The 15,006-nt window shown below is 62.9% G+C and carries 10 protein-coding genes and 3 tRNA genes; 9 read left to right on the plus strand and 4 right to left on the minus strand.

Annotated features, from left to right (window positions below; genetic code table 11):
• Nucleotides 1-190 precede the first annotated feature (190 nt).
• The 8 genes from V474_RS04130 (at nt 191) to V474_RS04165 (ending at nt 6,454) form a co-directional block, all read left to right on the plus strand.
• A complete protein-coding gene (locus tag V474_RS04130; RefSeq protein WP_043973018.1) occupies nt 191-1,237 on the plus strand; it encodes a rod shape-determining protein in 1,047 nt (348 codons plus the stop codon).
• 111 nt (nt 1,238-1,348) lie between these two features.
• Complete coding sequence (mreC, locus tag V474_RS04135) at nt 1,349-2,230, plus strand: rod shape-determining protein MreC (RefSeq protein WP_059150239.1); 882 nt, start codon at nt 1,349-1,351, stop codon at nt 2,228-2,230.
• Between the two features lie 2 nt (nt 2,231-2,232).
• Nucleotides 2,233-2,781, plus strand: a complete 549-nt coding sequence (mreD, locus tag V474_RS04140; protein WP_082699584.1) for a rod shape-determining protein MreD — start codon at nt 2,233-2,235, stop codon at nt 2,779-2,781.
• On the plus strand, nt 2,778-4,910 hold the full coding sequence (mrdA, locus tag V474_RS04145) for a penicillin-binding protein 2 (RefSeq protein WP_148649275.1): 2,133 nt from the start codon (nt 2,778-2,780) through the stop codon (nt 4,908-4,910). The genes mreD and mrdA overlap by 4 nt, the downstream gene beginning before the upstream one ends.
• Entirely contained in the window at nt 4,907-6,019 is a 1,113-nt protein-coding gene (gene rodA / locus V474_RS04150; protein WP_059150241.1) for a rod shape-determining protein RodA, read from the plus strand. The genes mrdA and rodA overlap by 4 nt, the downstream gene beginning before the upstream one ends.
• Nucleotides 6,020-6,120: 101 nt before the next feature.
• Nucleotides 6,121-6,196 (plus strand) — tRNA-Lys (locus tag V474_RS04155).
• Between the two features lie 55 nt (nt 6,197-6,251).
• Nucleotides 6,252-6,327: transfer RNA gene (locus V474_RS04160), tRNA-Lys, on the plus strand.
• A gap of 51 nt (nt 6,328-6,378) precedes the next feature.
• A tRNA-Lys gene (locus tag V474_RS04165) sits at nt 6,379-6,454 on the plus strand.
• A 59-nt stretch (nt 6,455-6,513) separates the two neighbouring features.
• Here V474_RS04165 and V474_RS04170 read toward each other — a convergent pair.
• From V474_RS04170 to V474_RS04185, 4 genes are read right to left on the minus strand one after another with little or no spacing between them, the layout of a single operon-like run.
• Nucleotides 6,514-6,849 carry a PilZ domain-containing protein gene (locus V474_RS04170; RefSeq protein ID WP_059150242.1) on the minus strand — a complete coding sequence of 112 codons (336 nt, stop codon included), beginning with the start codon at nt 6,847-6,849 and terminating at the stop codon, nt 6,514-6,516.
• A gap of 60 nt (nt 6,850-6,909) precedes the next feature.
• On the minus strand, nt 6,910-7,104 hold the full coding sequence (locus V474_RS04175; protein WP_059150243.1) for a hypothetical protein: 195 nt from the start codon (nt 7,102-7,104) through the stop codon (nt 6,910-6,912).
• Nucleotides 7,104-11,369, minus strand: coding sequence for a translocation/assembly module TamB domain-containing protein (locus tag V474_RS04180; RefSeq protein ID WP_059150244.1), 4,266 nt, complete (start codon nt 11,367-11,369; stop codon nt 7,104-7,106). Before V474_RS04180 ends, V474_RS04175 begins: the two co-directional genes overlap by 1 nt.
• A complete protein-coding gene (locus V474_RS04185) occupies nt 11,369-13,606 on the minus strand; it encodes an autotransporter assembly complex protein TamA (protein ID WP_236710627.1) in 2,238 nt (745 codons plus the stop codon). Before V474_RS04185 ends, V474_RS04180 begins: the two co-directional genes overlap by 1 nt.
• Nucleotides 13,607-13,806: 200 nt before the next feature.
• On the opposite strand from V474_RS04185, the gene V474_RS04190 reads away from it, so the two are divergent.
• Nucleotides 13,807-14,907, plus strand: coding sequence for a YihY/virulence factor BrkB family protein (locus V474_RS04190; RefSeq protein WP_236710630.1), 1,101 nt, complete (start codon nt 13,807-13,809; stop codon nt 14,905-14,907).
• The last annotated feature ends 99 nt before the right edge of the window (nt 14,908-15,006 follow it).

Here is a 15,006-nt window from a genome sequence, read left to right on the forward strand (position 1 = left end):
GACGAGAGAGCGAATCTAGCGACGAAGCGCAGGAAATTCGAGACGGGCTTGATGCGTTTCCCCCCGGAAAAGGCCACAATATTTTGGCCTTTCCCAAATCGATGGGCTAAGGGGTGCCCTCCCACCCAAAAACCCCTCTCGCTGGCTCCGAACCCCATTCGGCAAGCGATTGGAAAGAAACGGATTTTAGATGGCCGGCGTCTTCTCGCGATTCTTCAAACTCGGCTCCCAGAACATGGCGATCGACCTCGGGACAGCTAACACGCTTGTCTACGTGCAGGATCGCGGAATTGTCCTGAACGAACCTTCGGTCGTCGCGATCGAGACGCTGAACGGCATCAAGAAGGTCAAGGCAGTCGGCGACGACGCCAAGATGATGATGGGCAAGACCCCGGATAACATCGAGGCCATCCGCCCGTTGCGTGACGGCGTGATCGCCGACATTGAAATCGCGGAAGAGATGATCAAGCATTTCATTCGCAAGGTGCATGGCAAGAAGAACCTCTTCCGCTATCCCGAGATCGTGATCTGCGTGCCGTCGGGTTCCACGTCGGTTGAACGCCGCGCCATCCGCGACGCCGCCAGCAATGCCGGCGCCAGCCAGGTCTACCTGATCCTCGAGCCGATGGCCGCAGCGATCGGTGCCGACATGCCGGTGACCGAGCCGGTCGGCTCGATGGTGGTCGACATCGGCGGCGGCACCACCGAAGTCGCGGTACTCAGCCTGCGCGGCCTTGCTTACACCACGTCGGTACGTGTCGGCGGCGACAAGATGGACGAATCGATCGTTTCCTACGTGCGCCGTCATCATAACCTCCTGATCGGCGACGCTACGGCGGAGCGCATCAAGAAGGATTATGGTATCGCCATCATGCCGGCAGACGGCATCGGCGAAACGATCCACATCAAGGGCCGCGACCTCGTCAACGGCGTGCCGAAGGAAATCACCATTTCCCAGGCGAACATTGCCGAAGCGCTGGCCGAGCCGATTGGGCAGATCATCGAAGGCGTGCGTATCGCGCTGGAGAACACCGCCCCCGAACTGGCTGCCGACATCGTCGACCAGGGCATCGTGCTCACCGGTGGCGGCGCCTTGATCCAGGGTCTGGACGCCTACCTGCGCGAGGAAACCGGCCTTCCGGTCTGCGTCGCCGAGGACCCGCTGTCCTGCGTGGCGCTGGGCACCGGACGCGCGATGGAAGACCCGATCTATCGCGGCGTCCTGATGTCCGCCTGATCCAATGCGAGGTGCGGCGGCCGGTCCTACGGACGGCCGCTTCCCTCATGATGTGCGCGGCGAGCCTTTCCTGCACGGATACGCTGCGAAGATGACAGGAGTGCATGGCGCATGGCACCGCCAGCAAATCGGCGCTCCGGTTTTTCCCGCAGGGCGCAGTACACGACGTTCTTTAGCTATTCTGCCGGCGTCATCGGCGCGGTAGTTGGCCTTGTCCTGCTGGTTGTCGCGATCGTAAATCCCAGCGCTTTTGCTGTGCTGCGTGGGGCTGCCGCTGACGTTACCGAGCCCGCTGCTCAGGCAAGTGCTGGTGGCCGCAGCGCGACGAAGGATTTCTTCGGCGAGGTGTCCGGCTTCTTCAAGACCGGCAGTGAACATGCCCGGCTGGAACGAGAACTCGCGGAAGCCAAGGTCCGCCTTGCTGAGGCGCAGGCCACCAAGGATGAAAATCGCCGTCTCAAGCAGTTGCTGGACTTGCGCAGCGACGATGTGCAGCCGGTTGCTTACGCGCGCCTTGTCGGTTCCACCGGTGCCAGTACGCGGCGTTTCGCCACACTGGGCGCCGGAGCGGATCGCGGCGTTGCCAAGGGTATGCCTATACGCTCGCCGCTGGGCCTCGTCGGCCGCGTGCTCGAAGTCGGCGCGTCGAGTTCCCGGGTACTGCTTATAACCGACACCGAAAGCCTGGTCCCGGTGCGCCGTGCGCGCGATGGTGTTTCCGCTTTCGCACAGGGCCAGGGCGACGGCACTATCCGCATCCGCCTCGTCAACCTGGGGCTCAACCCGCTGCGTCCCGGCGATGTGATGGTGACAACGGGATCTGGCGGCCTTTACCGCCCAGGCACGCCAATGGCCGTCGTAACCAAGCTGCTGCGCGACGGCGCCATCGCCCGCGTGCTCAGCAATCCGTCCGATACGGACTACGTGACCGTCGAAAAGGCCTGGGCACCGGCGCCGCCGCCGCCTGCCGAAGCCCGGCCCGGGAGCGAATAGGCGTGCCGCTGCTATCCCGCACGGAGAGCGTGGTCAGGCAGAGGATCAACCGCAGGCCTTCGCGCGTCCTCGCGAGCAGCCTGCCATGGTTGTCGATCATGCTCGGCTCGGTCGCGCCCGGCTGGCTGCTGATCGCCTCGGCGCCGGTTCTGCCGCCGCTCGGCTTCCTAATGTTCCTCGCTTGGCGCCAACTGCGCCCCGGCCTGATGCCGATCTGGGCGGGCCTTCCGCTAGGCCTGTTCGACGACCTGTTCTCCGGTCAGCCGTTCGGCACGGCGGTTATGCTGTGGTCGATCTGCGCGATCTGCCTCGAAGTGATCGAGGCGCGTCTCCCCTGGCGTAATTTCCTGACCGAGTGGCTGGTGGCGATTGGCTTGATCATCGCTTATATCGTACTGTGTCTTGGCATCTCCAACATTGCCGGCGCCGCAGCCCCCCTTCGTGTCATCGTTCCCCAGGTCGTGATCTCCGTGCTATCCTATCCGCTCGTAGGCCGTTTCGTAGCCTTGATAGACCGTCTCCGGCTAACGCCGTTTATGGTCCTGCGATGAAATTCAGCTTCCAGCGCCTGCTGCGCCAGCCCCACGTCACAACGGGTACGCTGCGCAACAGCTTCGACCGGCGTGCGGTGGTGATGACCGGGATCCAGGGCGGCATCGGCCTGCTGCTGGCTTCGCGCATGACGTATCTCGCCGTGTTCGAAAACGAGAAGTACAAGCTTGAGGCGGAAAGCAACAGGGTCAATCTCTCGCTGATACCGCCTCGCCGGGGCTGGCTGCTCGACCGCAATGGCACCCCGCTCGCTTCCAACCGTGCCGATTTCCGTGTCGACGTCGTGCCCGAACAGATGCAGGATGCTCAACGCACTATCGCTGAACTGGGCCGGTTGCTCTCGCTCACCCCGATCGCGATGCAGGACCTTCAGGACAAGCTCGACAAGTCACACGGTTTCGCGCCCGTGGAAGTCGCCACCGGCCTTGATCTCGAGCGTTTTTCCGCCGTCAGCGTGCGCCTGCCCGATATGCCGGGCGTCGTCACCCAGCGCGGCTTTTCGCGCTTTTATCCAACCGGCCCCTCTGTCGGCCACCTCATCGGCTATGTTGGCGCCGCCTCCGCCGAGGAATACGAAAAAGATCACGATCCGGTCCTGATCACGCCGGGGTACAAGGTTGGGAAGGACGCACTCGAAAAGATCTTCGAAAAGGAACTGCGCGGAAAGCCCGGCGCAAGGCGCGTCGAAGTGACTGCATCGGGCCGCATCGTGCGCAACCTCGACACCCGCGAGGATGTACCCGGCAAGACGATCAAGCTGACCATCGATGCCGGCATTCAGGACTACGCAGCAAGGCGGATCGGCCCCGAATCGGCTGCCGTCGTCGTCATGGACTGTCAGACCGGCGATGTCCTGGCGATGGCGTCGATGCCAAGCTACGACCCCAACAGCTTCTCGGACGGCATCGGCCGGCTGGAATGGAAGATGCTGTCGGACGACGACCATGTTCCTTTGCGCAACAAGGTCCTGCGCGGCCTTTATCCGCCCGGTTCAACGGTGAAGCCCATGGTGGCGCTGTCCTTCATGGAGGCGGGGCTCGATCCTGACGAATCTGTTTTCTGCGGCGGCGGCCTGCGTGTGGGAAACCGCGTGTTCCACTGCTGGAACCGGCGCGGTCACGGCCAGGTCAACATGGCTAAGGGCATCTACCAGAGCTGCGACGTTTACTTCTACCACTTCGCCCAACGCATCGGCATGGATCCGATAGCACTGATGGCTAGGCGGCTTGGTCTGGGGCAGGAATTCGAACTGCCTGTCGTTGGCCAGTCCTACGGCACCGTGCCTGATCCGGCGTGGAAGCTGCGCAAGTATCACAAGGAATGGCAGACCTTCGACACGGTCAATGCCACCATCGGACAGGGCTACTTCCTGGTAAATCCGCTCCAGCAGGCGGTTCAGGCCTCGCGCCTTGCCAGCGGAAAGATCATCATGCCGCGCATGATCCACGATCAGGAGCATAAGGAAATGCCCTCGCTGGGTATCCCGCCTGAGCACCTGGCCTATATCCATCAGGCGATGTCTGACGTGGCCAACGGCCCCGGCTCTGCCCCCCATGCAAGGCTTCCGTTCCCCGACATCAAGCTGGCCGGAAAGACCGGCACCGCGCAGGTCGTCGGCCTCAACATTGGTAACGGCAAGGGCGGCCAGTGGAAGCATCGCGACCACGGCCATTTCATCAGCTTCGCGCCGGTCGAAAACCCGCGCTATGCCTGTGCGGTTGTGTGCGAACACGGCGGTGGTTCCGGCTCGGCCTATCCCATTGCCCGCGACGTCCTGACCTATATCTTCGACAAGCAGAAGGGCATGGATATCCTGACCGACCTTGAGAAGAAATGGGGCGGCACTGCCAAGGAACGGCTTGATGCCCGTTACCGCGCCTATTCCGCGCAGTACGGTGTCGGAGCGCCCGCGGTTTCGCCGGAAGAGGAAAGCCGCAAGGTGCAGGAGGCCGAAGCCGCGCAGGAACCGCGCCAGCCCATCGTCAGCGGCGCACAGTCCCCAGCGCCCGAACCGGACGCAGCCACTGTCCCAGCTGCCCCGGCGGTATCGCCAGGCGCTTTGCCGAGCGCGCCGCAAGGACCTGTCCAAGGTACAGTACGCCCGGGCAACACCGGAGGCGCGCAGTGAGCCGCTCGATAGTACCCGAGGCGATTTCCCGCCAGCCCTGGCTAATGCTGATCCCCCTTTGCGGTCTCGTCGCGCTGGGTGCGGCCGTACTCTACTCGGCAGCCGGGGGCGGACTGCAGCCTTATGCGCTGAGCCATGTCGTGCGCTTCTGCGTTTTCCTCGTCATGGCCGTCGTCATCTCGCACATGAGCCGGAACCTGTTCCGGATGGCCGCCTACCCCGTATTCGGAGCGATTTTGGGCCTGCTGGTGCTCGTGGAGTTGATCGGCGCCGTTGGCGGCGGTAGCCAACGCTGGCTCAACCTTGGATTCATGTCGCTGCAGCCATCGGAATTGATGAAACCGGCGATCGTCCTGGTACTCGCCCGTTTTTACGAGACCCTTCCCCATGCCATGACCGCCAGCTGGCGCGGTCTTGTTCCGGCGGGCGTGCTGATTGCGCTGCCGGCGCTGTTTGTCCTCATCCAGCCCGACCTCGGCACGGCCACCGCGGTCTGCTTCGGCGGCGTAGTCACGATGTTCCTGGCTGGACTACCCCTGTGGTGGTTTGTCAGCGCTGGCGGAGCGCTTCTGGTGATCGCTCCAATCGCGTTCTTCACCCTGCTCCACGACTACCAGCGTAACCGCGTGCTGGTCTTCCTGGACCCTGAAGCCGACCCGCTGGGTACTGGCTACCACATCACCCAGTCTAAGATCGCCATCGGGTCCGGCGGTATCTTCGGCAAGGGCTTCGGCAACGGCACGCAGAGCCACCTGCAATATCTGCCCGAACCCCACACCGACTTCGTGTTCGCGACCATGTCAGAGGAATGGGGCCTCGTTGGCGGATTCTTCGTCCTGCTGGTTTTCGCCATCGTGCTGGGTTGGGGCATGGGCGTGGCCCGCCGCGCGCCCGACCGTTTTTCCAGCCTCCTTGCCGCTGGCATGACCGCGACAATGTTCTTCTACGTCATGATCAACCTGATGATGGTCATGGGCCTTGCCCCGGTGGTGGGCATCCCCCTTCCCTTCATGAGCCACGGCGGCACGTCGATGCTGACCAACATGATCTGCCTCGGCACCATCATGGCTGTAAACCGCTGGAATCAGGGACGCGGCTCGCTTGGTTGAAAGTTTTTTAAGTTCCCTCTTCCCATCTCGAAATAGCCCGTTATAGGGACCTCTCCGCCGCCGAATCAGCGGGGCCGCAAGGCTTCAGAGGCAGGTAGCGTGGACGCATAGCTCAGTTGGTAGAGCAGCTGACTCTTAATCAGCGGGTCCTTGGTTCGAGCCCAAGTGCGTCCACCATACCTACTTCGTCCGGGCCGTTATCGGCTCGATTTGGACGGTAAACCCCTCATGGGGACGCATAGCTCAGTTGGTAGAGCAGCTGACTCTTAATCAGCGGGTCCTTGGTTCGAGCCCAAGTGCGTCCACCATACCATACCAATCCGGCGCCATCGAATGGATCGGGCCGGAACCCCTCGTGGGGACGCATAGCTCAGTTGGTAGAGCAGCTGACTCTTAATCAGCGGGTCCTTGGTTCGAGCCCAAGTGCGTCCACCACTCCCCTTACATCGCTAGCTACATTCCTTGGTTCAAGGCGACGGGCGCCCCAGTCGCGTTCAACCTGACGCGTGCGAAGAAGGCCCGGCTGCGATTCCATAGAGTTCGCCCAGTTCCTCGATCAAGTTGCCATTGAGAGGCGCACGGAACTCGACGCCGACCTTGCCCGGTAACAGCCAGCGGACCTCGGCCTCGATCGGTCTGAGATGGGCCACGCGCAATTGCACGTGCTCACCGCGCGCAAAACTTTCCGAGCTTCCGACGATGCTGCAGCCGCCTTGTGAGAGATCGCCCAGTTCGACCGGGAAGACGTGCCAGGGGCTCTTGCGGCAACGCCCTTGAAGCAGGACCGTGCGCCGGGTGTTCAAACGGTCGCCGTTGTCATTGCCCTGCACCTGAATGCCCCTGTTGCCGCCTTGACCATCACCATAGCAGCCAGAGGTAAACCGAGAGTTTCAAAGCTCGTCCTTATTGTCCTGTTCAGCATCGTCAGGAGGAACACCGGTGCCGGCAATCTGTGCATCGATCGCCTTGGCCTTGTCGACGATGGTCTTGTTGGCCGCGTCGTAGCGTTCCTGGAAATCAGGCTCGCGCTTGCAGCCGCCCAGCAGGGCTGCAAGCGCGAGGACCGGGATCACTGCCTTTCGCATCAGTAGTCCTTCTTGATGCGCACGTTGAGGCTGTTGACGCCCGAACCGCCGGCCTGACTAAGGACCGAGAGCCACTTAGTGACACTCACTTCCAACTGCGTGGCGGTGAAGCCGCGCGCGTCGGTGATCAGTTCGACGTAGATATCGTCCGTCAGGTACTGCCCGGCTGCCACGGCCGTGCCGCGCCCGCTGGCCTCGTCAGGTCCAAGGATACGCAGACGGTCGATCCCTGCTGCCGAGCGCAGCTTGCCGAGTGGATTGAGGCCACCACCGGTGCTGTTCAGCGAATTGAGCGAGGATGCCAACTGCACAGCCTGGAGCGCAGAAAGATTGGCGATCGAACTGCCAAACAGGATGCGCGAGAGCACTTCGTCGTCAGGCAGGCTGGGATCCGACGAGAAGTCTATCTGAGGGTTCTGTGCACGGCCTGTCACGTTCACATTGACCGTCACGTCCTCGATATCGTCAGTCGCGGTGATGGCCACAGTCGGGTTGAACATTTCGCTGTCGTTGAAGGAGATCAGCCCTTCGCTCAGTTCGAACGAGCGACCGGCAAAGCCGAGAGTACCGCGAACCAGCTCGACCTGACCCGCGACGTTGGGGGCCGCACTGGTGCCGGTGATGGTGAAGCGGGCGCTCCACTCAGATTCGATCCCCATGCCCGAGACATAGAGCTTTTCCGGCGCGCGCAAGGTCAGATCGAGGCGAACCAGCGAGAAGGCGCTGGCAACCTTTGGCGGTGTTTCATCGCCAGTGATACGCTGGGGGCCGACAGGCGGTTTGAAACGAACTCCGGTCAGGCGCGGAACCTGGGCCGCGCCTTCGCGCACGATCTTGTAGCGGGTTTCCGGCAGCTTGATCTCACCTGAGAGCAGGGCGACCTGTCCCGCAACCTTGGTTAGCCGCAGTGAACCGGTGGCAGTGGCGGAAAGAGCATCGCTGCGGGCAAGGCGGGCGCGGTCCAACTTGACGCTCAGGTCCATCGGATAGCCGGCATCTGCCGCGAGGCTGACCTTGCCGCTGGCGCTTACGTTGCCATCGCCGGCCTTGGCGGTAAGAGAGGTCAGTTCGAGGGTGCTGCCGGTGAACTTGCCCGCAAGCGTCATCGAGCTGAGGCGGGTGCCATAGGCCTGATTCTCGTAGACCATGTCGCGGCCCTGAACGACACCGTTGATGCAAGGATCAGAGACGCGGCATGAAAAGTCCGCAGCAAGCCCGATCGGTCCTGAGAGCGTCTGCCCAGGCAGTCCAGCGAACGAGAACAGCGTGTCGGCAGGGCCATTGTAGCGGATACCGCCTCCCAGCGGTGCTTCCATCAGGCGGGTCATCCACGGGCCATTCCCGGGTGCCAGTGGCTTCAGGCTGGCGACCATCCGGCCGATGACGGTGCCCCGGCGGCGGAACACCGTGCGGGCCTCCGCGCCGTCGGGGAGCAGCTTGCCGACAAAGTTGATGTCGACCGGCTGGCTAACCGTGCTGGAGCTGGTACGGGTGAAATTGCTGAGCGTCAGACGGGCATCCGCACGCGGGAATGCCGAACCGCCAGACTGCTCGAAGTCTAGGCTGCCGGTCGCCCTGCCGCCGATGCCGTAGCCCGGCACGAAGGCATTCACGAGCGCCATGTCAATGCCTTCCAGACGGCTCTGAACCTTCATGCCCTCCCCGTATGTGCCGGCCAGCTGCATGTTGCCGCCGCCGAAGGCGATGGTGGTAGGGAGCAGTTCATAGCCATCGCCCTTGGGGACGATGCGGGCGGGCGAAGATGTCTTGACGTCGAGGCCGCGCACCCTGCCCTGCAGCGCCACGCGCCACAGTTCGGGTTGAAGGTCGGCATTTACGCCAAGACGGAACGGTACGCCGCTGACGCCTTCGATGAGGCCCTTAGCCTTTCCGCGCCCGTCGCGGTAATCGACGATGACGCGAGCCGCAGCAAGGTCAAGCGCGCCCATGCTGGTGCCCGCGATCTGCGCGTCGGCTACGATGTAGGGCTTGTCATAAAGCACCGCGCGCCCATCGACGATGGCAGAGCCGATCGTGAGCTTTGCCGGCCCCTGGAACGTGGCATCCTTCACACGCAGGTTGAAGTCAGCCGCCTGGTACTTGCCTTCAGGGTCGAGACGGACGAAACCACCCACTCCGTTACCATTGGCCGTCAACTGTCCTGAAAAAGGTCCGGCCGGGGTTTGGACGAGCCGTCCGGCAAAATCGACACCCGAAAGGTTCGCCTTGTTGATTTGTACCGAGACGGCCTTGCCGAGCCCGAGGTTCACATCTGCCGTGAGCGGGCCATAGTCGGTATCAGCCTTGGCATCGAGGCGGTAACCACCCGGCGCACCTTTGATGCGCGCGTCAAGATTGGCGAGGCCGATGCCCAACCCAGGACGCTCGGCCGTAACGTGGGCATCGGGGTTCTGGATGGTGCCGGTCACTCGCACGCCAAGCGCGCCATACTGGCTGGACGTGCCGTTAGCGGCGAGCGAGATGCGCCCATCGGGGGACCAACTTCCCTGCCCGCCAGTGACCCGCAGCAGCGGCGCTGTAAGGCGGACGGCAGAGAACCGGGCAACGCCGTCGGAACCGTAGCGTACGTTCGACGAAGCCGAGAAATTGCCGCCGAGGTAAGTCTGCAGGCTGTCGTTCAGCAGCTTCGTCGAGCGGGCCCGCACCGTGCCTTGCAGCGCGAAGCCCTGTGCCTCGGTCTTGAGGTCCATGTTTGTGCGAATGTTGAAGATGCCGACGCTGTCAACACGGTAGTTGTCGATCTTGCCGTCGATCGCGCCGGTGTAGAGGCCCTTGCTCATGTCTGCAGCGAGCAGCAGCTTGGCATCGATACGGTCGGAACGGATGCGCATGTTGTCCGAAAGGATGCGCGTGCCATCGATCGCGAGGTCACCGTTAAGCGATACATTGGCGAGGCTGCCCCCGGCTACGGTATCGAGCCCGGTGATCCGACGAACTCGCGCGGCTACCGGGATCTTGATATGCGCACCATCGACTTTTGCCGAGCCATTCGCGGTCAGGTTTTCCAGCCCCATGTCGTTCATAACGATGCGCGTGGCCGCGATACGGTAGTCCACCTTGGGCGCGGTGAAAGCCCCGTCGAGTGCGAGGTTGGCACTGAGCCCGGCACCGCTCAGGTTCTCGGCGATGGCCGACGGCTTGAGCAGCACGAAGGCGAGCCTGAGGTCCTCGAAGCTGTTTGTCGACAGGTCGATAAGACCGTTCGGGGTCAGATTGAAAGCATCGCTGGAAATCATGCCTGATAGCTTGGCGCGGCGCTTGTCGAAAGCCGCCGTAACATCGACGTTCATGACCGGGCCAAGCAGGTTGGCGGTCGGGCCGGTGAACATACGCGCGATGTGGGTCGGGCCCTTGATGGTGAAGGTGCCGTTGCGGGCAGTGAGGGCGAGCCTTGCAAGGTCGCCGTCGCCCAGGTCTGCGGCAAGGTTGCCATTCCACGCGGCCCAGTCGCCCTTGCCGTTCAGCTTGAGGGTCGTAGGCTGCGTAAGACCCGCCAAGGTAGCGATAAGGCCGCCCTTGGGTGCTTCCATATCGAGCGCGAGATCAAGGCGATTACGCTCGGGGATCGCGTCCAGCACGGCCGTAAATCGGTCGCCGCCGCCCTTGCCTTCGACGGCGATGGTGCCGCCCTTGGCGTTGATCTGGGCGCGACCGTCGGCGATATGCGCGCGGCCTGATACCGTCATGATACGGCGCTGGCCGGACACCGGAGGTTCCGCGATGAAGCGATCGATGCGCAGCGTGCCGACGTCGATGTCGAGATCGGGCAGTAGCGGAGCGTCGCTCGGCGGGGTTGTGCGGAACTGCGGTGAACGGCGCAGGACGACGCGTTGCGCCGTGGCGCTGCGCACGTCAACGTGGTTTTCGAGGTAGGCGAAAGGGCTCCAGTCGACACGGATTTCGGGCGAGTAAAGGAACTCACCGCGCGGATCACGAACCGATAGGCCGCGTAGGATCATCTTGCCATAAAGCGACCCGTCGATGCGGGCCACGGTGATGCGCATTCCGTTCTCGAATTCGAGCCCGGCGATCTGGTCGGCCACAAAGCGGCGGCCGGGCCCGGTGTTGATGCCCAACACAACGGCGACAACGAAGGCCAGAACGCCCAGCACTATGAACGCCACGGTCTTGACCGCCCGCACCCGTATGCGGTGCCAGCGTGAAGGCCCGGCCGGGGTGATTTCGGCTTCGGTCGAGACGGTATCCACCTGCGGTTCTGGATCCTGGTTCTTGTCGTCGGCCATCAGAACGCCTGCCCGATCGATACGTAGAGATTGAAACGCGACTCGCCTGGTTTGCGGCCGATGGGAGTGGCGATGTCGAGGCGCATAGGCCCGAAGTTAGTGTAGAAACGCCCGCCGATGCCGACGCCGTAGCGCAGATTGCTGAACTGCGGTGTAGTCTCGCGGTAGGCTTGGCCTGCGTCCACGAAAGCCACGACCCCGTAGTTGCCGAAGCGGTAGCGTGCCTCGAACGATCCTTCGTTCAGGCTGCGGCCGCCCACCGGGTTCCGGTCGGGCGCTTGCTCACCCAAGGCCTGATAGGCATATCCGCGTACCGAGCCGCCGCCGCCAGCATAGAGGCGCCGCGAGGGAGCGATGTCGAAAAGGCCCGCGCCCTGGATCGTACCGAAGCGCACACGGCCTGCCAAAACGATACTGTCATTTATGGGGTAATAGGTCGAAGCGTCGATACGTGCTCGGACGTAAGGATCGAAGCCCCCTCGCACTGTAGCTTCCGGCTGTACCAAGGCGGTCACACGGTAACCCTTGGTTGGGTTGAGCAAGTCGTCCGATGTGTCGAAACCGACCTGACCGTTCACGCCCGCAACGTAATATGTGTTGCGCTTTCGGCCGCCCGTGGCGGCGTCATAGTCGGTTTCCGCAGTGCCGAGAAACTCGACGCCGAATGCATAAGTATAACGCTTTTGCCAGATCGGCGTTGAATCCCGGGCAATTCGCGCTGCCAATCGGCCGGTGTAGGCGCTGTAGGCGTCGTAATCGTTGTGGAACGCCTCTGCGACGATCTCCAGCGTGCGATCGCGCTTGCCGGAGTTGGAGCGGCGGAACGTAACACCCGCACCCTGCTGCCGGGTGCCGGCAATGGCATGGGCGATCAGCGCGCCCTCGGGCGGGAACATGTTTCGGTGGGTCCAGTTCGCCTGCGCGGTAATGCCTTCACCGGCGGCAAAGCCCAGCGAGCCGGCGATGGTGCGCGGCGGGCCGGCGTCCTGTTTTACGTGCAAGGTAACGTATTGTGTGCCGTCCCCCGCATCCTCACCGGTCTTCTGCGGTTCTACCGCCACGGTCGAAAACAGGTTCGTAGCGATGAGCGCCTTGCGCAGATCATCGACCTTACGGCTGTCATAGATTTGTCCGCGCTTGAAACGGGACAACACCTGAATGTGCTTGGCGTCGAAGGCGAGATCTCCATCGGTGACGAAACCACCGAAGCGGCCGCGCGGGCCGACCGTCACCGGCAACGTGTAGGCGCCTTCACCGGTCACCTGATCAAGCAGGATATCGCGCTCGCCAACGGCTGCAAAAGGATATCCGTTCTCTGGCAGCGCGACTGCGATCTGCGCCTCGGCCCCTTGCACGCGCTCAGCCACGATCGGTTCACCGACCTTGAGCGCGAAGTTGTCGGCCACAAGATTGGCCGGTTCTGTCGGGTCGGCCTTCAGAATGATGTCGGAGAAAACATAGCGCTTGCCGGGGGTCACCGCGATGACCGCCCCCAGCGCGGGTTTTGCCTGATCTACAGGGGGCTCGAGCCGGGTCCGCACCACCGGGCTGTACCAGCCTTGCGATGCCAGCACCGTTTCCATCAGCTGGCTGTCCTCGGTCAGGCGCGCGGATACCATCGCGGTATTAGCGGCCTTGCCGTCGCCCTTTTCAAGCGCGGAGAGGGACTTGAATTCGCCTTTCAGGTCAGCGTCGGTTTCCTTGTCGGCAAGGTCGAGCCCTTGCAAATCAAGGTGATAGCGAACCTCGACGTCCTTTTCATCCCTCGGCGCATCGTCCGCAAACTGGACGGGTGCCACCTCGAACTGCTCGAGCGGGGGGAGCGGCGCGGCCAGCTCGGTGTCGCGAACCGGAGCGTCGCCGACTGCTTCGACCGCATCACCGTCCGCCAAGGCAGGATCACCTAGCGGGACGGCCTCGGCCGTTTCCGGATTGGCGCCGGACTGTTCCCCCGCGAGCCGCCGCTCGAAAGCGTCGATAGATTCGAGGGGCTTGTTAAGTTCTGCATCATTGGCCGCATCTAGCGGCGGCACGGCAGCGTTGAACTCATCGTCAGGGATGATGGGATCGACCTGCGGTTGCAGCGGTGGTTCGGCAGGCGGCGGAGGCACCGGCACCTTGCCGGCTTCCAGTGTGTCAGCAGGTGCGCCGCTGTCCGTAACTGCCCTGTTCTGCTTCGCCGGAGCGACGGCCTTGTCCGGCATATCCTGCGCCGCGACCGGGGCGGCGACGGACATGGCGGCGACGGCGAGCGTGAAGGCAAGCGCCCCACTTGCGCAGCCATCGCGCAAACGCAGGGAACAAGCCGTCCGGTGGTCAATTAGCCTAAACATGAGCAACGCGACGAATCACCCCTTTGCCGGACCGAGATGCCCGGCCCCTCCTGAAAATGCCTATCGCATTGCAACAGCGAAAGTTCCCTCGTTCACACAGGCCGATGATGAATAACGCAAATTCGACCGGAGATGAACCTCGCTTGGCCGGTTCCGAGTTTGCAGCAAAAGTGACGCCTGGCGCCGATGCGAACACCCCGTGGGCCATGCCGCTGGCAGCCTGGGTACGGGTCGTGAAACGGGTGTGGGTCATGGTGGGCTTTCACGAACTGGGGCTGCTTTCCGCCGGACTGGCGTTCTACACCTTCCTCGCGCTCACTCCGCTGATTGCCGCGACCGTCATGGTCTATGGTCTCGTTGCAGATGTGGGCATGGTGCGCAAGCAGATGGCCAGCATCGTCGAGGTTGTCCCCGCCGATGTCGCCCACCTGCTGGAAGAACAGTTGATGCGTATTATCTCGACTAATTCCGGCGTAACCGGCCTTGCGCTGGTGATCGCGCTGTTTTTCGCCGTCTACGGCGGCATGCGAGCAGCCGGCGGGATGATGAGCGCGCTCAACATTATCAACGAGGAACGCGAAACGCGCGGCTTCTTCGTCAAGACCTTTCGAACCGGCGGCCTGACCCTCGCGGCAGTCCTGCTGGCACTCACGGGCGTACTCTCGGGCGGCGTCTTCGCCTGGCTTCAGATACAGACCAGCGTCTATCTCGGCGGCGTAACGCAATTGCTCTTCAAGATCCTCACCTGGATTTTCGCCGTCGCTCTCGGCAGTTCGGGATTCGCGCTGATAATGCGCTACGGCCCAGACCGCCGCCCAGCCAAGTGGCGCTGGCTGGCGCCGGGTTCGCTGCTTGCGACTTTGCTGTGGCTGGCGGTCTCGTTCGGCTTCTCGCTCTATGTTGCCTATATCTCGGACTACAATGCCACGTACGGCTCGCTTTCTGCCATCGTGGTGTTCCTGATGTGGCTGTTCCTTTCTGCCTATGGCGTATTGCTCGGCGCATTGCTCAATGCCGAGATCGAACGCCAGACCTTCTGCGATACCACCACTGGGCCCACTCGCCCGCCGGGCGAGCGCGGTGCAGTGCTTGCCGACGTGGTCGACGATTTGGTGCCGTCCGCCGAGCAACTGGAAAAGCGCAAGCGCCGCCGGGCAGAGGCCGAACGGCGCCGGGCGGACAGGATGTTCAGCACGCAGAAATAGGCGCCGCAGCTTTCACCCTTTGTCGCGCACTTACCCGTTATCGTGCCCGCGATGACCCGGAGAGCCGGTTGATGCGAACGCCCCGGAGCGCCTAGCTAC

It is taken from the genome of Novosphingobium barchaimii LL02, from assembly GCF_001046635.1.
GTDB classification, from domain to species: Bacteria; Pseudomonadota; Alphaproteobacteria; order Sphingomonadales; family Sphingomonadaceae; genus Novosphingobium; species Novosphingobium barchaimii.